This window comes from Exiguobacterium sp. SH5S4 (assembly GCF_004337045.1).
GTDB classification, from domain to species: domain Bacteria; phylum Bacillota; class Bacilli; order Exiguobacteriales; family Exiguobacteriaceae; genus Exiguobacterium; species Exiguobacterium aurantiacum_A.
In genome coordinates, this window is sequence record NZ_SJUQ01000026.1 from 1 (window position 1) to 22,282 (window position 22,282).

The 22,282-nt window shown below is 55.5% G+C and carries 21 protein-coding genes; 13 read left to right on the forward strand and 8 right to left on the reverse strand.

Annotated elements, in window-relative coordinates:
• Positions 1–223: 223 nt before the first annotated feature.
• From EVJ32_RS13030 to EVJ32_RS13065, 8 genes are all read left to right on the forward strand, one after another.
• The gene (locus EVJ32_RS13030; protein WP_131458705.1) at positions 224–910 is read left to right on the forward strand and encodes a hypothetical protein; all 687 of its coding nucleotides are present in this window, start codon (positions 224–226) and stop codon (positions 908–910) included.
• 57 nt (positions 911–967) lie between these two features.
• On the forward strand, positions 968–3,229 hold the full coding sequence (locus tag EVJ32_RS13035) for an AAA family ATPase (RefSeq protein WP_131458706.1): 2,262 nt from the start codon (positions 968–970) through the stop codon (positions 3,227–3,229).
• Positions 3,230–3,259: 30 nt separating this feature from the next.
• Positions 3,260–3,679, forward strand: a complete 420-nt coding sequence (locus EVJ32_RS13040; protein WP_070327159.1) for an acyl-CoA thioesterase — start codon at positions 3,260–3,262, stop codon at positions 3,677–3,679.
• Between the two features lie 76 nt (positions 3,680–3,755).
• Positions 3,756–4,640, forward strand: a complete 885-nt coding sequence (locus EVJ32_RS13045) for a M15 family metallopeptidase (protein ID WP_236634060.1) — start codon at positions 3,756–3,758, stop codon at positions 4,638–4,640.
• A gap of 11 nt (positions 4,641–4,651) precedes the next feature.
• The gene (gene plsY, locus EVJ32_RS13050) at positions 4,652–5,266 is read left to right on the forward strand and encodes a glycerol-3-phosphate 1-O-acyltransferase PlsY (protein WP_370250774.1); all 615 of its coding nucleotides are present in this window, start codon (positions 4,652–4,654) and stop codon (positions 5,264–5,266) included.
• Between the two features lie 226 nt (positions 5,267–5,492).
• Positions 5,493–6,263 (forward strand): DeoR/GlpR family DNA-binding transcription regulator, encoded by a 771-nt coding sequence (locus EVJ32_RS13055; protein ID WP_131458708.1) that lies wholly within the window; start codon positions 5,493–5,495, stop codon positions 6,261–6,263.
• 18 nt (positions 6,264–6,281) lie between these two features.
• A complete protein-coding gene (locus tag EVJ32_RS13060; protein WP_131458709.1) occupies positions 6,282–6,944 on the forward strand; it encodes a copper homeostasis protein CutC in 663 nt (220 codons plus the stop codon).
• Between the two features lie 59 nt (positions 6,945–7,003).
• Positions 7,004–7,651 (forward strand): DUF975 family protein, encoded by a 648-nt coding sequence (locus EVJ32_RS13065; protein ID WP_131439712.1) that lies wholly within the window; start codon positions 7,004–7,006, stop codon positions 7,649–7,651.
• 22 nt (positions 7,652–7,673) lie between these two features.
• Here the strand turns inward: EVJ32_RS13065 and EVJ32_RS13070 are convergent, their stop codons facing one another.
• Genes EVJ32_RS13070 through EVJ32_RS13080 form a run of 3 tightly spaced genes read right to left on the reverse strand, consistent with a single transcriptional unit; the run spans position 7,674 to position 10,555 of the window.
• Positions 7,674–7,910 (reverse strand): DUF2188 domain-containing protein, encoded by a 237-nt coding sequence (locus EVJ32_RS13070; protein ID WP_070327164.1) that lies wholly within the window; start codon positions 7,908–7,910, stop codon positions 7,674–7,676.
• Positions 7,911–7,952: 42 nt separating this feature from the next.
• On the reverse strand, positions 7,953–8,825 hold the full coding sequence (locus EVJ32_RS13075; RefSeq protein ID WP_131458710.1) for an NAD(P)-dependent oxidoreductase: 873 nt from the start codon (positions 8,823–8,825) through the stop codon (positions 7,953–7,955).
• Positions 8,822–10,555, reverse strand: coding sequence for an ABC transporter ATP-binding protein (locus EVJ32_RS13080; protein ID WP_131458711.1), 1,734 nt, complete (start codon positions 10,553–10,555; stop codon positions 8,822–8,824). The genes EVJ32_RS13075 and EVJ32_RS13080 overlap by 4 nt, the downstream gene beginning before the upstream one ends.
• A 105-nt stretch (positions 10,556–10,660) precedes the next feature.
• Here EVJ32_RS13080 and EVJ32_RS13085 point away from each other — a divergent pair, with 105 nt between their 5' ends.
• From EVJ32_RS13085 to EVJ32_RS13105, 5 genes are all read left to right on the forward strand, one after another.
• Positions 10,661–11,767, forward strand: coding sequence for an exonuclease SbcCD subunit D (locus tag EVJ32_RS13085; RefSeq protein ID WP_131458712.1), 1,107 nt, complete (start codon positions 10,661–10,663; stop codon positions 11,765–11,767).
• Positions 11,764–14,775 carry an AAA family ATPase gene (locus EVJ32_RS13090; protein WP_131458713.1) on the forward strand — a complete coding sequence of 1,004 codons (3,012 nt, stop codon included), beginning with the start codon at positions 11,764–11,766 and terminating at the stop codon, positions 14,773–14,775. The genes EVJ32_RS13085 and EVJ32_RS13090 overlap by 4 nt, the downstream gene beginning before the upstream one ends.
• A gap of 5 nt (positions 14,776–14,780) precedes the next feature.
• On the forward strand, positions 14,781–15,563 hold the full coding sequence (locus EVJ32_RS13095; protein WP_201738403.1) for an AAC(3) family N-acetyltransferase: 783 nt from the start codon (positions 14,781–14,783) through the stop codon (positions 15,561–15,563).
• 41 nt (positions 15,564–15,604) lie between these two features.
• Positions 15,605–16,492 carry an alpha/beta hydrolase gene (locus EVJ32_RS13100; protein WP_131458715.1) on the forward strand — a complete coding sequence of 296 codons (888 nt, stop codon included), beginning with the start codon at positions 15,605–15,607 and terminating at the stop codon, positions 16,490–16,492.
• A gap of 68 nt (positions 16,493–16,560) precedes the next feature.
• Positions 16,561–17,412 (forward strand): sulfite exporter TauE/SafE family protein, encoded by an 852-nt coding sequence (locus EVJ32_RS13105; protein ID WP_131458716.1) that lies wholly within the window; start codon positions 16,561–16,563, stop codon positions 17,410–17,412.
• Positions 17,413–17,440: 28 nt separating this feature from the next.
• Here the strand turns inward: EVJ32_RS13105 and EVJ32_RS13110 are convergent, their stop codons facing one another.
• The 5 genes from EVJ32_RS13110 to EVJ32_RS13130 all read right to left on the reverse strand — a co-directional run bounded on the left by EVJ32_RS13110 (position 17,441) and on the right by EVJ32_RS13130 (position 22,194).
• Positions 17,441–17,635: a hypothetical protein gene (locus EVJ32_RS13110; protein WP_131458717.1), complete on the reverse strand. Its 195-nt coding sequence runs from the start codon at positions 17,633–17,635 to the stop codon at positions 17,441–17,443.
• A gap of 64 nt (positions 17,636–17,699) precedes the next feature.
• Positions 17,700–18,230, reverse strand: a complete 531-nt coding sequence (locus EVJ32_RS13115) for a biotin transporter BioY (protein ID WP_131458718.1) — start codon at positions 18,228–18,230, stop codon at positions 17,700–17,702.
• Positions 18,231–18,340: 110 nt separating this feature from the next.
• Positions 18,341–19,726 carry an argininosuccinate lyase gene (gene argH / locus EVJ32_RS13120; protein WP_131458719.1) on the reverse strand — a complete coding sequence of 462 codons (1,386 nt, stop codon included), beginning with the start codon at positions 19,724–19,726 and terminating at the stop codon, positions 18,341–18,343.
• A complete protein-coding gene (locus EVJ32_RS13125; protein WP_070327175.1) occupies positions 19,719–20,930 on the reverse strand; it encodes an argininosuccinate synthase in 1,212 nt (403 codons plus the stop codon). The genes argH and EVJ32_RS13125 overlap by 8 nt, the downstream gene beginning before the upstream one ends.
• Before the next feature lie 127 nt (positions 20,931–21,057).
• Complete coding sequence (locus EVJ32_RS13130) at positions 21,058–22,194, reverse strand: CapA family protein (protein ID WP_236634063.1); 1,137 nt, start codon at positions 22,192–22,194, stop codon at positions 21,058–21,060.
• Positions 22,195–22,282 lie beyond the last annotated feature (88 nt).

Below are 22,282 nucleotides of genomic sequence, written 5' to 3' on the forward strand. Positions count from 1 at the left end.
TTACAACTGCGAACGCGGTCAGTGGAACCTAAAAAAGATGACCCCGGAACAATATCGGGGCCATCTAATCGCCGCATAGGACATACGGGCTTTTTATTAAACTGTCCATTTTACGGGGCTCAGTTCAGGGTCTCAGTCGAGGCCCTTTTTTTAGTTGTAAATGTTTTGCATGGCACCCTCGCTAGTGTAGGATAGTAAGTGAAGAATATTGGGAGGGCATGTTATGAAACGAGAAGTGAAAAAGCAGCTCAGTTGGATTATTTTTGCCGGCATCCTCATCGTCGGCGCTCTGCTCGCTTATAATTTTTATTTGGTCACCAACTTGAATGATGACGACAACGGTCGTGAGAACCGGACCGAACCGTTCTACACGTCCGTCGAAATCGGCTATGAAGAGAAGAAGTTGCCGGCAGACGGGGAGACGCTCGAAGTACGCAACTACCTCGTCACGTACGATGAGAACGGACATTTCGTATCCGAGGTCGTATCGGGACCGAACGCCGGTGCCCGGGCCGAATGGGATGGCACGATGTACCGTGAGTTCAATCCGGAAGGCGACGAAACGAACAGTCAAGAGACGAGTTCGGGTGCAGTCGCACCCCATCCGTTCTTGTCGCGGGCGACGAACGAACAGATTCGCAAGTGGCTTGATGACGGGACGCTAGGTACGGGTGAAGGAGACGTCAATATCATCGGTCGGACAGCTCAGGCGTTCGTCAAAACGGAATCCGCCGAGGCGGTACCTGCGGAGTGGGTCGAGAAATACCCATCGATCTTCGACGAAGGCGAAAATGAGGAAGCAGTGACGTATTACGTCGATGTGAACGAACGGATCCTGCTCGCTGCCGAGTCACGCAACAACGGGAACTTGTTCCACTCGATTCGCATGACTTCTTTTGAAGCACTATAACCCGACGAGGAGCAGACTGAGACGTCGGCTCCTTTGTCGTCTGAAAGGGAGAACTTTATGAAACAGATCCATTTGGAACAAGTTCAGCATGACTTGGAACGGTGGGAACAAGGCGACAAGGTCGATGAAGCGGCGCTCTTGTCCTATGCCCACTGGTCGCGTGCGACAGAGCATAACGACGAGTTGATCCGGACGTTGACACTGCTCTCGACGAGACGGTTGCAGCACAACCAAACGATCGATCCGCTTCTCAATCGCTGGGTGAAGGAACTCGAGTCGCTCGGCGCCTTACCGGCCGAACTGAGAGTCAGCCAACTGAATGAGAAGTTGCGCCGCTTCAGACAATCGCTCCATGTCGACTGGCCGACTCTTCGCGAAGCCGACTACGCCTCGATGAAAGTCCAAATTTTGACCGAGTACGAAGCGAAGACGTCCGAACTGCTCGATCAGCTCGATCGGTTACACGACGAAATCGAACGGGCCAAGTCAGATCTGCGGGACTCCGAGTTCAAAGATCAATTGGAGCGTTTGTTCGAGGTCGTCATCGAAGCGATGCAAGAAGTCGCGTCACTCGAAGATGACACCGCGTCGCTGCTCGCGTCGATGCAAGGCAACTACTTCAGCCGGGAGGCGTTCCGTCGTTTCGGTGAGCGGGTCGGTCTCGTCAAACAACGGATCGAGGCGATTTGCGAGCTGTTGCCAGAACGTCCGCGGGAGGTCCGCTCGAGTGCGATCGAGTCGCTCGAGTCGATGATCGGTCTAACGGAAGTGAAGCAGCGGGTGAAAGCATGGTATCGGTTCTTGTTGTTCCAAAAAGAACGGGACAAGGCCGGTTTCTCGTCGAAACATCAACCATCGCTCCATCTCGTCTTCACAGGGAACCCCGGTACCGGCAAGACGACGCTCGCCCGGCTCATGGCCGAGATCTATTTCGAGCTCGGTCTTCTCGGACGACCCGATGTCATCGAGGCAGACCGCTCGAGCCTTGTCGGTGCCTTCGTCGGCCAGACGGAAGAACAAGTCATGAATAAAGTCAAGGAAGCCGAAGGGGGCGTCTTGTTCATCGATGAGGCATACGCGCTCAAACGGCAAGATGCGAGCGGGAGCGATTACGGGCAGGCGGCAATCGACACACTCGTCGCCGCGATGACGAGTGGAGAATATGCCGGGAAGTTCGTCGTCATCCTGGCCGGTTATCCGGAAGAGATGCGCCACTTCTTACTCGCGAACCCAGGACTCAGGTCGCGGTTCCCTGAATCGAACCATTACGAGCTGCCGAACTACAGCGACGAAGAGCTCGTCGCGATCGGTGAGAAAGTGGCCGAAGAGAACAACTATGTGCTGACGACCGATGCCAAGCGCGCCCTCATCGCCCGGATTGACCGGGAACGAGTCGATGCGACGTTTGGGAACGCCCGGACCGTCCATAACATCTTGCTCGATGCGATGTTCAAAAAAGGATCTCGTTTCGGTGCCGACGCCCCGCTCGACGAGATGGCTTTGTTGACAGAGCTCGATTTTGAAGAGGCGACGAGCGAAGACGGCACGGCTCCGACGCTCGATGACATGATCGGGATGGAAGAAGCGAAACGACAGCTTCAGGAGATCGAGGCACTGATCACGATTCAAAGACGGCGGCGCGAGCTCGGGCTGAAGACGGCTCCGGTCCAACTTCACGCCGCGCTCGTCGGCAACAGCGGTACCGGCAAGACGACGTTCGCGCACGTGTACGCTCAGTTGTTGAAGAAGACGGGCTACTTGAAACGGGGACATTTGAAAGTCGTCAGCCGTGCCGACCTCGTCAGCGGCTACGTCGGGCAGACGGCCCAAAAGACGAAAGCAGCCATCCGCGACGCGCTCGGCGGGGTATTGCTGATCGATGAGGCGTACAGTTTGAACGGCGGTCCGAACGACTACGGACGCGAAGCGATCGATACGCTCGTCGACGAGATGCCGAAGCACGGGGAGAACCTCGTCGTCATCTTGGCGGGCTATGAGGCGCCGATGCGCCGGTTGATCGATTCGAACCCGGGACTGAGCAGTCGGATCAAGCGAACGATTCAGTTCGACGACTATTCACTCGCGCAACTTTCCCAAATCGCGAACAGCTATGCCGAGAAGTTTGGTTATGCGTTCGGGGACGGTGTCGAAGCTGCGCTGGCCGAACGACTGAAGCATGCAGATAAACCGAACGCACGGACGGCGCTGTCGCTCGTCGATGAGGCGATCGCCCGGCAATCGTACCGGCTCATCGCCGAGAACGCCGAGGATAGCGAGTTAAATCAGATTTTAGTAGTAGATATTAAGAGTAAGTTATAATATACTGTAGACTGAAAAGAGGGCGATTTGATGCATACGATTCAGATTCCTGTACGATACCAAGAGACGGACATGATGGGGATCGTCTATCATGCGAATTATTTAGTCTACCTTGAGATCGCGAGAACCGAGTTGTTACGACAACTCGGAGTGGAATATAAAGACATGGAACAGGCCGGGTTCGTGTCGCCGGTGACGAACGTGACGGTCGACTATAAGAAGAGCGTCACGTTCGGGGACACGGTCAACGTGCGCGTCTGGGTCGACAGTTATTCGAAGATCCGTACTGTCTACGGGTACGAGTTGACCGATCAAAACAATGATTTGGTCGGGACGGCGAAGACGACGCATGTCGTCGTGAAGCGCGGCGATTTCAAGCCGATCCGGCTCGACCGGGAATTCCCGGCATGGCACGATATGTATTTGAAAGTCTTGAGCCCGGTTCAATAACAGTCGTTCCTTTGTACCGTCAGTGTGGTATCATATCTTGACGGTATTTTTTTGTATGAAGAAAGGGGAAGATCGCATGCGAAAACCATCTGTGTTGATGGTGTGCTGCGCCTTGACGCTCACGTTAGTGGGATGTACGACAAGCGAACAAGCTGATCCGAACGAACCGATAGAACAACCGACCGTGTCTGACACGGAGAAGCCGGCGGAAACGCCGACTGATAACGAGACAGCACCGGCAGAGCCGGCTCCGGAAGCGGAAGAGCCGGCCGAAACGGACAAGGACGAACAACCGGCGACCGAACCAGAGCCGCCGGCCGAGGAAGAACCAGTGGCCGAGCCGGCAGAGCCGAGTCAACCGATTGAATTGAACGGGCAAGCAAACCTTGAGTTGGACGCACTCGTCCTCGTCAATAAACAGATTGCCTTGCCGAGTGATTATCAACCGGCTGATTTGGTGACGGCGAACATCGATTTCGTCGATTCGGCGACCGGTGAGCGTAGAATGTTGCGTAAAGAAGCGGCCCGTGCCATCGAGTCACTCATGAAGGACGCGAAAGCGGCCGGGATTGACTTGAAAGGGACGAGCGCGTTTCGGACGTATGCGTATCAAGTGCAGTTGTTCAACGCCTACGTCGCGCGTGACGGCAAGGAGCAGGCCATGAAGTACTCGGCGCCTCCGGGACACTCAGAGCATCAGACAGGGCTCGCGATCGACGTCTCGAGCGCGTCAGTCGGTTATCAACTGACGCAAGAGCTTGAACAGACGACAGAGGGCAAGTGGCTTGCTGATAATGCACACAAATACGGTTTTATCGTCCGTTACCAACGTGCATACGAAACGGAAACCGGTTATATGTATGAACCGTGGCACTTACGATATATCGGGGTAGACCATGCGACGAACGTTCATAAAACGAACGTTCCGTTCGAGCGCTACCTCGAGCAATTAATGGACTAAGGGGAATTGCGATGCCTTACATGACAGAAGTGATAATCATCATCGTCAGCTATTTGCTCGGCTCGATCCCGTTCGCGCTCATCGTCGGAAAGCTCGGCTATCGAGTCGACGTGCGGGAGCATGGGAGCGGGAACTTAGGGACGACGAACACGTTCCGCGTGCTCGGAAAAAAAGCGGGGACGCTCGTATTATTAGGAGATATAGGCAAAGGGTTGGTTGCGGCGCTGTTGCCGCTCCTGTTCGGGAGCGACATGAGTCTCTTGCTCGCAGGGATTCCAGCCATCATCGGCCATTCGTACCCGATCTTTGCCAAGTTCAAAGGCGGAAAATCGGTCGCGACGAGCGCCGGGATCTTACTCGCGGCGTTCCCGTGGTTCTTCTTCGTCGTCGTCGGGACGTTTATCGTGGCGCTCCTCATCTCGAGGATGGTGTCGCTCTCATCGATGGCGGCGTCAGCCGTCGGACTCGTGACGGTCGTGACGTATAGTGTCATCACAAAAGATTGGTTGCCACTCATCGTCATCGTACCGCTCGCCTCGTTCATCATCATCAAGCACCGCACGAACTGGCAACGGATCCGCGCGGGCACCGAACCGAAAGTGCCGCTGTTCCAAAAGAAAAAATAAAGATGTTACCGAACGGAACCTGTCTAGCAGGTTCCGTTCGGTTTTTTAGCGTTTGCGACGAAACGATTTCGAACGACCGACCAATTGTTGTGGATTTCCGTGGATTTTTGCTAAAAAGAATGAAAAAAGTGTTGGATTTGCCCGTTCTTTACTTTCAGTTTACGTTAAATTTACATCCGTTCGCTAAAATAGAAGAGGAAGCGATTTTTGCGGAGGAGGCAGGCTTGTGTCGTTAATTGGAGAAGAACGTAAACAAAAGATTGTCGAGTGGATCGAGCGGGAAGGTAAAGTGAAGACGAGTGAACTGATCGAACGGTTGAACGTCTCGGGGGAGTCGATTCGCCGCTACTTAGAAGAGCTTGAGAAAGAACATCGCATCAAACGGGTATACGGGGGAGCCGTCTTGCATCAAAGCGTCTCGTTCCAACCGATGACGATTTCGAACATGGACGGGATTCGTCGCATCGCCTATACGGCGTTTCAACTCGTCGAAGACGACATGCTACTCTACATCGGGCATGGTGTCGCCCCCGAGCAAGTCGCGTCAAGGCTCCGCGGGCGAAACTTGACGGTCGTCACGCCTTCACTCATGGTTGCGAAAGCGCTATTCGAGCAGCGGGCCAAAGGTGTGTTCACGGGCGATATCCAATTGCTCGGGGGTACGATCGACCCGAAACATCTCGTTACCGTCGGCGAACAAGTGCTTCAACAACTGAAAGCGTACGTGTTCGATATGGCGATTTTGTCTGTCGAAGGGGTCGATGCGACGCTCGGGCTGACGTGTGACGCCCATGGGCTGTCGACCGTGACGCAAGCCGTCATGACGCAGAGCCGTATGTGTTATCTACTCGCCGACCACACCCAGTTCAATCAACAGAGACGATATCGTGTCTCCGACTTCTCGACGGTGACGACGATCATCTCAGATTTTCCAGAACCGACCGATTGGAAGCGAGCGTTGGCCGAACACGAAGTCGAATGGCGTTTCGCTCCATAACTAAAGGAGGAGTCATTTATGATCGAAGTCATCGTCACGACGTTAAACGAAGCGAAAGCAGCGGCACGATATGGGGCGAATCGGCTCGAACTGATTGCCGATATGCGTGCCGGTGGGACGACCCCGAGCTTCGGGACGATCCGTAACGTATTGGAGAACGTCACGGTCCCTGTCCACGTCATGATCCGGCCGCATACCGACTCGTTCGTCTACAGCGAAGATGATAGTGAGACGATTTTGGCGGATGTCGGGCTATGCCGTGAGCTCGGGGCCGACGGGATCGTCTTCGGTGCATTGACGGAAGACGGACGAATCGATGAACGGCTGCTCGGCGAGGTCATCAAGCATAAAGGCGACATGGCGCTCACGTTTCACCGGGCGATCGACGAGGCGGCTGATCTCGTTCAAGCAGTGGACGTGTTGAACGGATTTCCGGAAGTCGATCAAATTTTGACGTCCGGGGGAGCGGTGACGGCCCTCGAAGGGATCGAACGTCTCGAAGCGATGCGGGACGCGGCGACGATGACGATACTGCCTGGAGCCGGGATCACGGCGGACAACGTCGCTCAACTCGTCGCCCGGCTCGATGTTCCTTTCGTCCATGTCGGCAACGGCGTTCGGACGGACGGGAGACTCGACGAGGCGAAATTTCAAAACCTGCTCGAGCAAATGAAACGCTAAAAACAGTCGGATGACTGTTTTTTTGCTATAATGAAAAAAACGATAATGAAGGTGACGTCATGCAATCAGCAGTCTATAAACAATTTGCGCTCCGGATGTTGTCCGGAAACTGGGGGATCTCACTCCTTGCCGTGCTCTCGACGATGCTCGTTCAAGCGATGATCACGACGCAACTCGATTTGTCATCGACGGACCCGTCCGTCATGCTCGTCTCGATCGGTCTCTTGTACGGTGCGACCGTCTTGCTCGCCCCGCTCGAGATGGGACGAAACTGGATCTTCCTCGACATCGCCAAAGCGGAAAAACCAAGGTTCGGTCTTTTGCTCGAGTCGTTCGGGTCCGTTAAAGACTACGTCCGTGCCGTCACGTATTACGCCGTGTTCTATCTTGGGTTGAACGTGCTCATGCTCTTCTTGATCGTCCCGGGCGTTTGGTTTTACTTGACGTATCGAATGGTCCCGTTCATCCTGCGCGATCAGCCCGAACTGACGGCGTTCACGGCGATGCGTGAGAGCCGACGCCTCATGCGCGGGAAAAAACAGATCATGCTCAGGCTGTATGCAAGCTTTATCGGTTGGTACGTGCTTGTCCTCATGACAGGCGGAATCGCCTATATCTTCGTCCAGCCGTATCTTCATACGGCGCTCGGCGGGCTCTACCTCGAAATCAAAGCAGAAAAACAAGCAAACGAAACCACGGCCGGCTGAATCTCAGCCGACCGTGGTTTTTTTATGATCCGTGCCGATCCGACTTCTGTGGATCGGGCGCGTCCTTAAAGTCTTGTCTCTCTTCATTCGTCGCATGTTCATGCCACTTTTTAGCCTGTTCTGTCGCGATCGGTATCGCTTTTTGATCGGAATACCCTTGAGCTATGAGGGCATTGGCGATATCGATCGCTTTCTTTTTGACGAGCGGGTCGAAGTTTTTCAGTGACTCTGGATAATCTTTCATATTCCAAGGCATCATGATCACTCCCTTCTGTACTACTAATTCCACAACAACGTCGATTCAAACGTCCTGGTGCATGTAGTATTCGATGAGCGCCTGCGTCCCGTTCTCACCGTATCCGTTCTCTTCTAAAATCGAATAGAGTCGGTATGCGAGCTCGAGGCTCGGCAGTTTGACACCTAACTCTTGCGCGCTCTCGAGGGCGAGCGCCATGTCCTTGATGAAGTGTTTGATGAAGAAGCCTGGCGAATAATCTTCGACGATCATGCGTGGTACCAGGTTCTCGAGCGTCCAACTGCCGGCCGCGCCGCCACGGATTGTCTGGCGCAATTGATCGGGGTCGAGCCCGGCACGCTTCGTGAAGGCGAGCAGTTCGGCGTTGCCCATCATGATGCCGGCGATCGCGATCTGGTTGGCGAGTTTGGCGTACTGGCCGCTCCCGGCGTATCCCATCCGTTCGATCGCTTGCCCCATCGCTTCAAACAGCGGCATTGCTTTCGTGAACGCGAATTCGCCACCGCCGACGAGAATCGATAGCGTTCCGTTCTTGGCGCCGACATCGCCGCCCGTGACCGGGGCGTCGAGCGGGAGTAGGCTGCGGTCGATCGCGGCCTCAGCGATTCGTTCGGCGAGCTTCGGTGACGACGTCGTCATGTCGATGACGAGTGTGCCGGGTTCGGCGGAGTCGAGAATCATCCCTTTACCGAAATAGATGCTTTCGACGTCTGACGGATAGCCGACGATCGTGATGACCGCATCGGCGTTTTGACACGCCGCTTCGATGGAGTCACACCACGCCACGCCTTCTGCGAGCAGGTCGGCGGCCTTGTCTTTCGTCCGCGTGTACGCTTGGACGGTATAGCCTGCCTTCATTAAGTTTCTGACCATCGATTGACCCATGACGCCGAGTCCGATAAATCCGATTGTCTTCATGGTTGATTTCCTCCTAGTAGTTGCTGTTTAACGAGCCGTTCATATAATTTGTTGTCTTGAAGCAGCGTCTTGTGCGTGCCGAGCCCGCTGATCCCTCCGTTCTCAAGGACGATAATTTGATCGGCGTGTTGGACGGTCGAGAGGCGGTGGGCGATGACGAGCGTCGTCCGTCCCCGCATGAGCCGGTCGAGCGCCTCTTGGACGACACGCTCGGACTCTGAATCAAGGCTCGACGTCGCTTCATCGAGCAACAAGATTTGGGGGTCACGGAGCAGCGCCCGGGCGATGGCGAGCCGTTGCCGTTGGCCACCCGATAAACGGACACCGCGTTCACCGATCTCGGTCTCGAGCCCGTTCGGCATCGTATCGATGAACGACCAAGCGTTCGCCATCTCACAGGCGTTTTTAATCTCGGTCTCGGTCGCGTCACGCTTCAGGCCGTACAAGATGTTCTGGCGGACCGTTCCCGAGAGGACGGGTGAGTCTTGGGCGACGTAGCCGATGACTTGCCGCCAATTGTCGCGGCCGTACGAATCGATGTCGCGGTCGCCGTACAGGATGCGCCCAGACGATGGAACGTAAAACTGTTCGACGAGCGCGAACAGCGTCGTCTTGCCGGCGCCGCTCCGTCCGACGATCGCGGTCGTCGCCCCGAACGGCACGGTCATCGAGATGGCATCGATGACTGGTTGCTCATCGTAGCGGAACGTGACGTCCTCGAACGTCAGTGTCGACTGTTGGATGTGTTCCGTGGCAGCGGCGTAACGTTCCGGTTCGACCGCGAGCAGTTCAGAGATGCGCTCGGTCGCGCCGCGAGCCTTTTGCAGGCGCGTGATGAATTCAGTCATCGTGATGAGCGGGGTGATGATTTGGAACAAGTAGAGCATGAAAGCGAGCAGCGCCCCGGTCGATAACACCCCTGTCGAGACACGGTACGCCCCGAAACCGAGGATGGCGATCAGCATCGCCGTCAGCGTGACGTTCAAGAGTGGGATCAAGATCGCTTGAATCCGTCCTTCACGGACACCGTAATCGAACAAGCGTTCAATCCGGCGGCTTCCTTCGGTGACTTCCTCCCGTTCGGTCGCCTGTGATTTGACGAGCCGGATCTCACCGAGCAGCTCGGCGAAAAATCCAGACAACCCGCCAAGTTCGTGTTGCGTCTTCTTGGCGATCGTTCTAAGTTTGCGGCCGAGCGGGATGACGATCACGAGCGTCGTCGGGACCGAGAACAAGATGACGAGCGTCATCTGCCAGTCGAGCGTGAACAAGATACCGACGGCCCCGATGACCGATACGAACGAAGTGAGCAGGCGGACGCTCTGTTCCGACAACAGCTGTTGCAGCGTCGTCGTATCGCTGTTCAGGCGTGAGACGAGGTCCCCCGATTTGACACCGTCATAGAACGGGATCGGCAACGCGACGAGGTGCTCCCATAACGTCGTCCGGAGATTGGCGACGACGCGTTGTCCGACGATATGTAGCCAATAGATGGAAATGGCGCTCGAGACGACTTGAACGAGAAAAGCGACGACAAAAATGGCGACGAGCCGGGCGTCGAGCACGGCCTCGCTCCAATTGTCGACGACACGTTGCAAAATGAGCGGGATGGCGAGGGCCGCCATCGCTTGGACTAAAGAAATCAATACGGCACCGATAAACAATTGTTTCGGCGGTTTGGCGACTCGGAACAAGCGAAGGAAAGCTTGCCAAGTAGTTGTGGACTCCATCGAACGTCCCCCTTTCCTATTAACTTTCGCTGTTTCGAAAACAAGTGTCAAGACGTCGAATCGTTGCGGTGAAAAATGCTAGAATGGGAAGAGAGGTGAGGACGAATGAAATGGATACATACGGCCGATTGGCATTTAGGAAAAATCGTCCACGGCCGCCATATGACAGAAGATCAACGCATCATTTTATTTGAATCGTTTTTACAGATTGTCGACGAGGAGAAGCCGGACGCAATCGTCGTCGCGGGAGACCTATACGACCGGTCCGTTCCCCCGGTTGAAGCCGTCGATTTGCTTGACGAGATGTGGCAAGCGCTCGTGCTCGAGCGGAACATCCCCGTGCTCGCAATCGCCGGCAACCACGATTCGGCCGAACGGCTCCAATATAGTTCGAAACTGTTGACGAAAGTCGGGCTCCATATCGTCGGGAAGTATGAGCCGGGTGCGGGACCGATCATCGTCGCGGGCATCCCGTTTTACTTGATGCCGTTTTTAGAACCGGCCCGGATCCGCTACACGCTGCAAGACGAGACGATCCGGACCCATCACGACGCGCTCACGGCCGTCGTCGAATCGTTCGGTTCCATCGATGCCCGAGCGGTCGGGGTCGGCCACAGCTTCGTCGCCGGCGGTCTCGAGACCGACTCTGAGCGGCAACTGTCGGTCGGCACGGCCAGACAAGTCGCCAAAGGACTATACGAACCGTTCGGTTATACGGCGCTCGGCCATCTCCATAACCGCGACGCGCTCCGCGACGACAAGATCGCCTATAGCGGTTCGCTCATGAAATATTCATTCTCTGAGGCGAACCACGTGAAATCGGTCGACGTCATCGAATGGGACGGAGGATGGACGCGCCGACGTCGTCCGCTTCAAGCAAGACGCGACTTGCGCATCTTGACGGGCACGTTGAATGAACTACTCGATCCGGTGTTCTATCAAGACGAGAAAACGGATGATTACTTGAAAATCGTCTTGACCGACGAGTCTGCCTTATTCGACCCGATGGCGAAACTGCGGACCGTCTATCCGAACATCTTGCATCTCGAGCTTGAACTGTTGCGCCGCCAAGACGAGACGTCCCGCTTCGAGCGTGAGACGCTCGAACGGCAGTCAATCGAGGACGTCTATATGGAGTTCTATAAAGCTGTCCATGGCCGAGACGCCGATGAGACGGTACGACGATTCGTGGAAGGAGATGGACCGATATGAGACCTGAACGATTGACGATCACCGCATTCGGTCCTTACGCCGAGACAGAACAGATCGACTTCACACAGCTTGAAGGGCGCTCGATGTTCGTCATCAGTGGACGAACCGGCGCCGGCAAGACGACGATTTTTGATGCGATGACGTTCGCCTTGTATGGACGGGCGAGCGGTGCCCTCCGGAACGCCAGCGATTTTAGAAGCCAATACGCCGAACCGGAACGAAAGACGGAGATTGATTTCTCGTTCACGATTCGTGAGGAACGGTACCGGATCGTCCGCCAGCCCCAACAACCGCACCCGAAAAATAAGACACCGATCCCGCATGAGGCGGTCCTCTATGAATGGGCGGACAGCTGGAAACCGCTGGCGACGAAAGTCGGGGATGTCGAGCAGCAGATCGAATCGTTGCTGCAACTTGATTATGAGCAGTTCAGCCAAATCCTGCTGCTCCCGCAAAACCAGTTCCGCCAACTACTCGACTCGGACTCGATGAAGAAACAACAGATCCTCCAGTCGATCTTTAAGACCGAGGCGTATCGAGCGTTTCAAGAGAATTGGGTCGAGCGGTATGGCAAGTATCGGAAACAAGTCGAGTGGGCGACCGAGACGACACGCTTGAAGCTGCTTGAACTTGAAGACGATGACATCGAAACCGTCGCCGAGCGTAACTTGCCGGAGATTCAGGACTGGCTCGAGGCCAGAGAAGAGCGCCTGCTGACGGCGACCGAGTCGTTACGAGGCGAACGGGACGTACAATCGAAACGGGTCGATGCGATACGGAGCGAACTCGAACAGGCGAACGCGCTCGTCCGTTTGTTCGTCGAACGTGACGAGCAGGCACGCGCCCTTGAACGCTACAAATCGGGTGAAGCCGATCGGATGGAGCGCCGCCGATTGATTGAACGGTTGGAGGCGTCAAGCCGTGTCCGGCCGTTATACGATCGCTACTTGGCGAATCGACAAGATATCGAACGGCTAAATCATGACATCGACGGTGTTCAAACACGGTTGACACAATACGCGAGCAAACTAGACGAGCTCCACGCCAAGACGGAGCGCATCGCGACTTCGAAGCAAGAAGTCGAGACGATCACCGCCCGTCTGAAAGCCATCGATGACATGCTTCCGTTCGTTGACGAATGGCAGACCGCCGTGACAGAGCGAGACGAGTTGAAACGCTTGACCGACCAACTCGCTGTCTTCAAGGACGATTCTCGTTTAACCGAACTGAGACGGCAGGAAGAGGTGTTGTCAGCAGAGCTCGCACAGGAAACGACACCGAACCGTCTCGTCGAAGCTGAACGAAAGTATGACCGGCTCACGGCACACACGCAACTCGAAGCAAGATTTCAAGCTGTAACGGAGCGGCTCGCATCGTGTGAGCGCAACGGCAAGGAAGCGCAACGGCGTCACAAGGCCCAGTCGGATATCGTCGAGCAGTTCATGCATGAAGAGCAGGCGTTATGGGCACAGAAGCTCAGTGTGACGCTCGTCGACGGTGAGCCTTGTCCCGTATGTGGATCGCGGACCCATGGGACGGTCGCGTCGCACGAGGTGACGAGTGACCAAGGCGAGCTCGTCGCCGCGACGGAGATGCTGAAACAATATGAGGCGGCCTTGCACGAGGCGAGAGCGGACTATCGGGCGTTGAAGCAACAGGCTGAAGAAGTCCGAGGCGAACTCGAATCGTCAAGACAGGCACTCGACTTGTCCGGGTCGGTCCAGGAGGCGATCGCTCTGCAAGAGCGACTCATCCGTTCGCTTCGAGATGAAGAGCGGGCGCGTGCTCAAGCGGAACGCACGTACCGCACGGTCATGACAGAACTAAAACGATTAGAGAAAGAAAAACGCGAACTGACGGAGCGACGGCAGCAATTGCTCGAGCGGTTGCAAGCCGTCCAAGAACGGCTGCAAGTGATGCGGCAACCGGATGCGGCCTCGCTTCAACAACTGCAAGCCGAACGTGACGCGCAATCGACGCAGCTCGACCGGTTGCAGCAAGTTATCGCGCAGTATGAACGCGAACTCGAGGACGTGACACGCTTGAAGTGGACTGAAGCAGAACGTTTGCGGCTTCTAAACGAACGGCTCGACCTCGAGCAGAAACGTTTTGACCAGACCGCGACCGAGCTCGAGGAGTCGCTAGCGAAAAACGAATTGAGCCGTGACGTCTTTTTGACACACGTCGAACAGATCGACACGGTGTCGTCGCTGCAAGAACAACTCGCGGAAGAACAGGCAGACGGGATCCGCCTCGAACATGGCTTCAACGCATTGACCGACAAGATCGGTGATGCGGTCAAACCGGATCTCGTTCTGTTAAACGACCGATTGACGACAGCGCAGGTAAGTCTCGACGCATTGGCGGAACAACTCGTCACAGCGGACAGCCAATTGAAGCGCCATCGCCATGTCATTTCGGAATGGGACCGGCTTCGAGACCAGACCGCAGACGAGCAACGCAATCTCGAGACGGTCAAACTGATTGCCGACACGGGTCGTGGTTTGAACCCACAGAAACTGACGTTCGAGACGTATGTGCAGACCGCGTTCTTCGATCAGATTTTACATGCGGCCAACATTCATCTTGATCTGATGACGAGTGGGCAGTTCCAACTCGAGCGAAAAGTCGAGACGGCGAAAGGGAACGCAAAATCTGGACTCGAACTATTGGTCTTTGACGCCTATACGGGACAATCCCGACGCGTCCAAAACTTGTCGGGCGGGGAAGGGTTCAAAGCCTCGCTCGCACTCGCGCTCGGATTGGCCGAGGTTGTCCAGCAACTGAGCGGTGGTGTCAGCCTCGAGACGATGCTCATCGACGAAGGCTTCGGGACGCTCGACGCCGAATCGCTCGACCAGGCGATCGAGTTGCTCATGTCGCTGCAGTCGAGCGGACGGCTCGTCGGTGTCATCAGCCACGTCCAAGAGTTGAAAGACCGCGTCGATGCGCGGATCGAAGTGAAAAAATCAAGAAGCGGGTCGACGATCCAGCTCGTTGTGGAGTGAAACCGATGAAACATATGGTAACAAGTTCAAGTTTGGCTGACCAGTTGCGTGCAGTGGGCATTCAGACAGGAGATTCATTATTTGTCCACAGCTCGTTATCCAAGCTCGGGTGGGTTTGCGGCGGACCGGAGGCGGTGATCGAAGCGTTACAAGACGTCGTCGGGCCGACCGGGCTCATCATGATGGCGACTCAAAGCGGGGATAACTCGGACCCGGCTGAATGGGAAGCGCCGCCCGTCCCAAGCGAGTGGTGGGACGAAATCCGAGCCGAGATGCCTGCTTATGATCAACGGAAGACGGCGACTCGCGGCATGGGCCGCGTCCCTGAGCTGTTCCGGACGTATCCGGACGTACACCGGAGCGAGCATCCGATGTGGTCGGTCGCGGCCTGGGGTCGTGACGCCGGGCAACTGGTCGCGAATCACACGACCGATATCGGATTCGGACCAGGGTCACCGATCGAAAAAATGGTCGAACGAGACGCTCGTATCCTCCATCTCGGGTCGCCGCTCGACGCGACGACGTTATGGCATTATGCCGAATATGGGATCGACGGACCGGTGAAGCAGTTCGGTTGCGCCGTATACGAGAATGGCGAGCGGGTGTGGAAGACGTTTGAACATACGGACGTCAACAGCGACCCGTTCGGTGCCATCGGGGAGAACATCGTCAAGCGGGCGGACGTCAAGACGTTCGTGATCCATGAAGCAACGTGTTACTTGATCCCGGCGTCGACATGGGAGCCGGTGCAACACGCCTTGATCGCGTTACGGAGCTGGCTCCGATGAAACGATCGGGCAATATTTTGAAGATGAGGGAGAGTCGGGCGATGAGTCGATGGGGAAAATATATAGGAATTGCGGTAAGTGTCGTGGTGACCGTCGCCATGTTGGCCGTCGTCGGCATCTCGGCCCATATCGGCGACCAATTGACGTCGCCGGTGCGGGAGACGCTGACGTTCACGCCAAAGGCGCTCGGCATCAAATATGAGAACGTGACGATCCAGGCAGAGGATGACAGTGACCTGTACGGTTGGTGGATCCCTCATCCGACGCCACGGGCAACGATCGTCTTCGCCCATGGTTATGGGAAAAACCGCGAGCAGTCCGACTTGCCGCTGAAAGAACTTATCCCTGAGTTCCATGAGCAAGGCTACCAGTTTTTGACGTTTGATTTTCGTGGCTCGGGCATCTCGGAAGGAGACCGCGTGACGGTCGGGGCGAAAGAACAGACGGACCTGATGGCCGCCATCGATTTTGCGAATGAGCGGACGGATGGACCGATCGTCCTATACGGCGTATCGATGGGAGCGGCGACGGCACTCGCGACAGCCGATGAGATGGATGTCGCGGCCGTCATCGCCGACAGTCCGTTCAGCGATCTTCGCGGTTATCTCGAGACGAATCTGCCGATATGGAGCGATTTGCCGAACGTACCGTTCACACCGGTCATCATGACGGTGACCCCGTGGTTCACGGGGCTGGACGCCGATTTGGTTCGCCCGATTGAAGATGTCGCTCAAATCGAGGCCCCGATCCTGCTCATTCATGGGAAAGGCGACGATGCCATCCCGGTGTCAGAAAGTGAGCAGTTGGCCGAGCGAAACGACGGGATCGAGCTATGGGTGACCGACAATGACGGGCACGTGGCGTCGAACCGGTCGTTCCAAACCGAGTACCGTCAGAAACTGTTCGATTTTTTAGAGCGGTCGTTATGAGTGGGGGCGCATCTTGCGCTCCTTTTTGATATGATTGCTAACGAGAATGAATGAAAGAAGGGTTCTATATGGATGTCACTGCGTTATTATCATTTTTACTGCTCGGAACGCTCATCGGGATTTTGAGCGGATTCTTCGGCATCGGGGGCGGGATCTTACTCACGCCGCTCTTACTCGTCTTCGGATATGAAGCGAGTGCGGCCATCGCGCTCAGCTTGATGCTCACGCTCGGATCGACGACGGCGGGTACGATTTCACATCTCAAACTGAAGAACGTCAATCCAAAACACGCCCTCTTGATTGGGGCGTTCGGGGTTGTCGGGACGTGGGTGGCGACGCCGCTCGTCTTTTACTTAGAGACGCTCGACGGTGCGAAGCCGGTCATCTCGCTCGCCTACATCGCGCTACTCACATACTTCGCCGTCTCGTTTTTCCGTTCGAAGCAACATGAGGAGGGAAGTATCGGATCGGAATCTTTGCCACGACTCGGTTTTATCGGTCTGTTCGGCGGATTCATCTCGTCACTCATGGGCGTTAGCGGCGGGTTCGTGTTGACCCCGCTCCAAGTCAAGCTGCTCAATACCGAGATGAAACGGGCCGTCGGGACGAGTATCGCCGCGGCGTTCCTCATCGTCGTCTCGGGCGTGATCAATTACGCGGTCGCCGGTGCCGATACGAACTATTGGCACGGTTTGGCGCTTATTGCCGGTGCGATGATCGGTTCGCCGATCGGTGCGAAGCAGTTGCAGCGGTTCAGTTCGCAGCTCGTCAAGAAAGCGCTCGGCGGATTTTACGTCGCCGTCGCCATCAGCGTCGCCCTCAACTTGCTCGGCTTCAATGACATCTCTCTCGGACTGCTCGTCGTCCTGGCGCTTTCGTTCATCGTCGCACTGTTCATCCGGCCGCGACGAAAGAAATGACAACAAAACCCCGTCCGTGGACGGGGTTTTAGCGTCTAGAAATATGATCAATGTTCTCTTGGATTTCGCCGACTTTGCTCTTCGCTTCACGGAGTCGTCGTTCGAACGCCTCTGTGTCGCGTTTCTCATGACGCGATTCATCTTTGCCGCGCTTTGGTCCTTTTGTGGAGCGATGGAGATGGGTCGCTTTCATCAAGCGTTTTTTAAACGTTGAATCGCTCATAAGGACACCCCCCTTCCATACTATATAAGTTCCACATAAGGGAGAAGGCGAAACGTTTGAACACTCACGAAGCAAGTAAATGTCGGACTTGCGAATTTGCCGAGACTTTGACGGCGATGGCTGCGGCGAGCACCGCTTTAATGACGTCGCCGAAGATGAACGGGATGTTCACTTTAAGCGCATCGATAAACGATAGACCGAATACGGCTTGGAGGCCGAGGCTGCCGACGAGATAGACGAAGCCGAGACCGATCAACAGGTTGTAGGCGATAAGGGCGGGGAAAGAGCGATATCGTTCTGACAACCACCCGATCAAGTAAGCGGCAAGCGGGAACGCGATCAAATAACCGACCGTCGGGCCGACGAACGGGGCCAAGCCGCCGGAACCGCTGAGCACCGGGAGACCGATCATTCCGAGAAGTAGATAGACGACGACGGCGAGTCCGCCTTTTTTCGCACCGAGAATGGCGCCGATCGTCATGATGCCGAGCATTTGCAGCGTGATCGGGACGGGTCCAATCGGGATGGCGACAGAACCGATACTAGCCAGCAATGCGGCACCGATGGCCACTTGTGTCAAATCATGAATCTTCATATGTAAACCTCTTTTCTGTTAACGTTGACTATATATAGGTTAACATCTAGTGATTTACGTTGGCAAGCATAAAATGAGCACCTGGTCATGAGTGGCCAGGTGCTTTCGTGTCAACTCGTTGGTTGATGAAGTTTGGTGGCCGCTTCCGTAAGTTGCGTCCGTACCGCATCGAAGCCGGTCCCGCCGTAGCTATTCCGGCGTTTGACGGCCGTGACCGGTGAGAGTGCCTCGTAGACGTCAGTCCCGATCAAAGTGGAGTGGGTTTGATACGTCTCTAAAGGAAGCTCTGACAAGTAGAGGCGCTGCTCGATACAGTAGCGGACGAGCGTACCCGTCACTTCGTGGGCCTCGCGGAACGCCAGTCCTTTCGCGGTCAAGTAGTCGGCGAGCTCGGTCGCGTTCGAAAAATCGCGCTCGGTCGCTTGTTTCATCGTCTCGGCGTGGAACGTCATGTCTTGAATCATGCCGGTCATGATGCTCAAACTACCTTGAAGTGTCTTGACCGTGTCGAACATACCTTCCTTATCTTCTTGCAAGTCCTTGTTGTAAGCGAGCGGCAGACCTTTCATGATCGTGAGTAGACCCATCAGGTTACCGATGACGCGACCCGATTTGCCGCGGACGAGCTCGGCCATGTCGGGGTTTTTCTTTTGCGGCATCATGCTCGAACCAGTCGAGAACACGTCTGAGATCGTGATGAATTTAAATTCTTCGCTGCTCCACAAAATCAGTTCCTCACAAAACCGGGACAAGTGCATCATCAGGAGTGACGCGTTCGACAAATATTCTAAAATGAAATCACGGTCGCTGACGGCGTCGAGGCTGTTCGGATAGACCCGGCTGAAACCGAGCAGCTCGGCCGACCGATGGCGGTCGATCGGGAACGTCGTCCCGGCGAGCGCGCCGGCACCGAGCGGACTCATATCGATCCGTTTCAAACTGTCACTGAAGCGTTCCTTGTCACGGTCGAGCATCCAAAAATAAGCGAGCAAATGGTGGGCGAGCGAGACCGGTTGCGCCCGTTGCAAGTGCGTGTAGCCAGGCATGATCGTCTCGACGTTGTTTGCCGCATGGTTATAGAGCGCCGTCTGTAGTGCTTCAATGCCTTCGATCGTCTCACCGACGCGACGCTTCAAATATAGGTGCATGTCGGTCGCGACTTGGTCGTTTCGACTGCGCGCCGTATGCATCTTCCCGGCGACCGGACCGATTTCCTCGCGAAGTAACGACTCGAGGTTCATGTGGATGTCTTCATGGAACACGCTGAACGACAGCTCGCCGGCTTGTGCTTTCTCAGCGAGGGTGTTCAGACCGCCGATGATCTGTTCGGACTCGTCAGCGGTTAAAATGTGCTGGTCCCCGAGCATCGTCACATGGGCGATGCTCCCTTCGATATCTTCTAGCACGAGCTGGGCGTCGAAATGGATCGAGGCACCGAACTCGTCGACCCATTCGCTCGCTGTCTGCTCGAACCGTCCCCCCCATAGTTTACTCATGGGGCATCAATCCTTTCTCGGCTAACACTTCGGCCTGGACTTTTGTCGGTAGGCCCCAAAGTTTGATGAAGCCGACGGCAGCCTGTTGGTCGAACGTATCGGCTGACGTGTACGTGGCAAGTTGTTCATCATAGAGCGAGATTGGCGACTTCCGTCCGTCGACGATGGCTTGACCTTTGAACAGTTTCATCCGCACCGTTCCGGTCACCGTCTGTTGTGTCTCATCGATGAAAGCGAGGAGTGCTTTCGTGAGCGGTGAATACCACAGGCCATTATAGATCGTCTCGGTCAATTTTTGTTCGACGATCGGCTTGAAATGGGCGACTTCACGAACGAGCGTCAACGCCTCGAGCGCGTGGTGTGCCGTGATCAACGTCATCGCCCCAGGTGCCTCATACACTTCACGCGACTTGATACCGACGACCCGGTTCTCGATATGATCGATCTTGCCGATCCCGTGGGCGCCGGCGGCGATGTTCAATTGTTCAAGGATCGACGTGAACGTCGCTGGTTTCCCATCGAGGGCGACCGGGACGCCTTGTTTGAATTCGATCTCGACGTACGTCGGTTCATGCGGCGTATCCTCGAGCGGCGCCGTCAATTCATAGGCGCTTGCTGGCGGAGCGGCCCACGGGTCTTCGAGGATGCCACACTCGACGGCACGACCCCAAATATTTTGGTCGATCGAGAACGGTTCTGCTTGCACGATCGGAATCGGGATATCGTGTTTGGCGGCGTAGGCGATCTCTTCTTCCCGCGACCATTTCCATTCCCGGACCGGTGCGATGATCTCGAGCGACGGGTCGAGCGCGTGGATCGATACTTCGAACCGGACTTGATCGTTGCCTTTGCCGGTACAGCCGTGAGCGACAGCGACGGCTCCTTCGGCTTGTGCGACCTCGACTAGCTTTTTCGAGATGAGCGGCCGTGATAAGGCGGAGACGAGCGGATAGACACCTTCGTACATCGTGTGAGCCTGCATCGAGTAACGGGCGAAGTCATTGACGAACTCATCAACGGCATCGATGACGACTGATTTGACGGCGCCGACCTTGAGCGCTTTCTGTTGGATATGCTCCAAATTTTTGCCTTCCCCGACGTTCAAACAACAAGCGATGACATCATACCCTTGTTCGTTCAACCATTTGATGGCGACCGAAGTATCCAATCCACCTGAATAAGCTAATACGAGTTTTTGTTTCATTTCGTTGCACCCCTTATACATAATTATTCATCTGTTTTTATAAATATACAACTTACATTAAAGGATGCTGGGGTGGAAAGCAATGGTTTTCCTAAAAAAAAAAGAACCACTTATGAAAAGTGGTTCGTCACTGAATGATCTCGAGTTCTGGCATCCATTGTTTCATATGCTCGCTCGTCTCGTTGAATAGCTCAGGTTTGGCGGACTGGAGAGGGACGACCTCGAAATGGCCCGCGCTCGATTGCCGTGTGAACGTCGGATAGAACATCGGGTTCGTGAGCTCAAACGTCGATTCGCCGTCGATGGTCGTCTTGACGATGTCGATACCGACGATGCCGCCCGTATTCCGCTCATCGCCTTGCTGGCCAGACAAGAAGTTTCCGAGTGAGTAGGCGACGAACGTTCGATTGCCTGCAGCGCCGTCGACCCAGGCCGTCGGCTGCAGGACGTGCGGATGATGGCCGATGATGATATCGACACCAAAATCGGACAGTTGTTGGACGAGTGTTTCTTGCGATTCGTTCGGGAGCGGCTCGTACTCATTCCCGAAGTGGAGTGCGACGACGGTCAGCTCGGCGGTTTGTTCGGCTGCCTCGATGTCTCGTTTCATCGCTTCGACGTCAATGTAATTGACGTGATACGGCTGCTTCGGTACGACACCGTTCGTCCCATACGTGTAGGCGAGGAACGCAAACGAGATGTCGTTCGCGGTCAGCGTCCGGACGTTGGCTTTATCTGCTTCGGATAAGAACGAACCGGTATACGGCATATCAATTGAGTTCCAGTAGGCGATTGAATTCTCAATCGCTTTCACGCCGCGGTCGAGCGTGTGATTGTTCGCTGTCGTCACGAGGTCGATGCCTGCTTCTTGCAACGCATCACCGATCTCGTAGGGGCTATTGAAGGCGGGGTAACTCGACAACCCGATGTCACTGCCGCCGATCATGCTCTCTTGGTTGGCAACGGTAATGTCGGCCTCGGCCAAAGCGGGCGCAACTTTTTCAAACGCGGGGGTGAAGTCATAGCCGTCACCGCTCTTGGCGGCGTTGTAGACGGAGTCGTGCAATAAAATATCGCCGATCGCGTAAATGGACGTCGTCGTCACGACCGGTTCCGGTTCTTCGGGCACGGTCTCAAGCGGTTGTTCCGTCTCGACCGGCGGATTCTCAGTTTGCTCGGGTTGCGTAGTTTCGACATCGGCTGAGGTGCAGCCGAACAGGAAAAGGAGGGACAAAAGTAGGGCAGGTTGTTTTAGCAAGATCACTCGTTTCAAGTGAGTGGTCACTTCCTTTCGTTTAAAATCGAATGTGTATATAGAGGAGTTCGGCAAAAGCGCTAAATCTCCTTTTGTC

Excerpts from the sequence above, each read along its gene's own strand:
- EVJ32_RS13030 (WP_131458705.1), top strand. The coding sequence starts at position 224 with ATGAAACGAGAAGTGAAAAAGCAGCTCAGTTGGATTATTTTTGCCGGC.
- EVJ32_RS13035 (WP_131458706.1), top strand. The coding sequence starts at position 968 with ATGAAACAGATCCATTTGGAACAAGTTCAGCATGACTTGGAACGGTGG.
- EVJ32_RS13040 (WP_070327159.1), top strand. The coding sequence starts at position 3,260 with ATGCATACGATTCAGATTCCTGTACGATACCAAGAGACGGACATGATG.
- EVJ32_RS13045 (WP_236634060.1), top strand. The coding sequence starts at position 3,756 with ATGCGAAAACCATCTGTGTTGATGGTGTGCTGCGCCTTGACGCTCACG.
- plsY (WP_370250774.1), top strand. The coding sequence starts at position 4,652 with ATGCCTTACATGACAGAAGTGATAATCATCATCGTCAGCTATTTGCTC.
- EVJ32_RS13060 (WP_131458709.1), top strand. The coding sequence starts at position 6,282 with ATGATCGAAGTCATCGTCACGACGTTAAACGAAGCGAAAGCAGCGGCA.
- EVJ32_RS13065 (WP_131439712.1), top strand. The coding sequence starts at position 7,004 with ATGCAATCAGCAGTCTATAAACAATTTGCGCTCCGGATGTTGTCCGGA.
- EVJ32_RS13070 (WP_070327164.1), bottom strand. The coding sequence starts at position 7,910 with ATGATGCCTTGGAATATGAAAGATTATCCAGAGTCACTGAAAAACTTC.
- EVJ32_RS13075 (WP_131458710.1), bottom strand. The coding sequence starts at position 8,825 with ATGAAGACAATCGGATTTATCGGACTCGGCGTCATGGGTCAATCGATG.
- EVJ32_RS13080 (WP_131458711.1), bottom strand. The coding sequence starts at position 10,555 with ATGGAGTCCACAACTACTTGGCAAGCTTTCCTTCGCTTGTTCCGAGTC.
- EVJ32_RS13085 (WP_131458712.1), top strand. The coding sequence starts at position 10,661 with ATGAAATGGATACATACGGCCGATTGGCATTTAGGAAAAATCGTCCAC.
- EVJ32_RS13090 (WP_131458713.1), top strand. The coding sequence starts at position 11,764 with ATGAGACCTGAACGATTGACGATCACCGCATTCGGTCCTTACGCCGAG.
- EVJ32_RS13095 (WP_201738403.1), top strand. The coding sequence starts at position 14,781 with ATGAAACATATGGTAACAAGTTCAAGTTTGGCTGACCAGTTGCGTGCA.
- EVJ32_RS13100 (WP_131458715.1), top strand. The coding sequence starts at position 15,605 with ATGAGTCGATGGGGAAAATATATAGGAATTGCGGTAAGTGTCGTGGTG.
- EVJ32_RS13105 (WP_131458716.1), top strand. The coding sequence starts at position 16,561 with ATGGATGTCACTGCGTTATTATCATTTTTACTGCTCGGAACGCTCATC.
- EVJ32_RS13110 (WP_131458717.1), bottom strand. The coding sequence starts at position 17,635 with ATGAGCGATTCAACGTTTAAAAAACGCTTGATGAAAGCGACCCATCTC.
- EVJ32_RS13115 (WP_131458718.1), bottom strand. The coding sequence starts at position 18,230 with ATGAAGATTCATGATTTGACACAAGTGGCCATCGGTGCCGCATTGCTG.
- argH (WP_131458719.1), bottom strand. The coding sequence starts at position 19,726 with ATGAGTAAACTATGGGGGGGACGGTTCGAGCAGACAGCGAGCGAATGG.
- EVJ32_RS13125 (WP_070327175.1), bottom strand. The coding sequence starts at position 20,930 with ATGAAACAAAAACTCGTATTAGCTTATTCAGGTGGATTGGATACTTCG.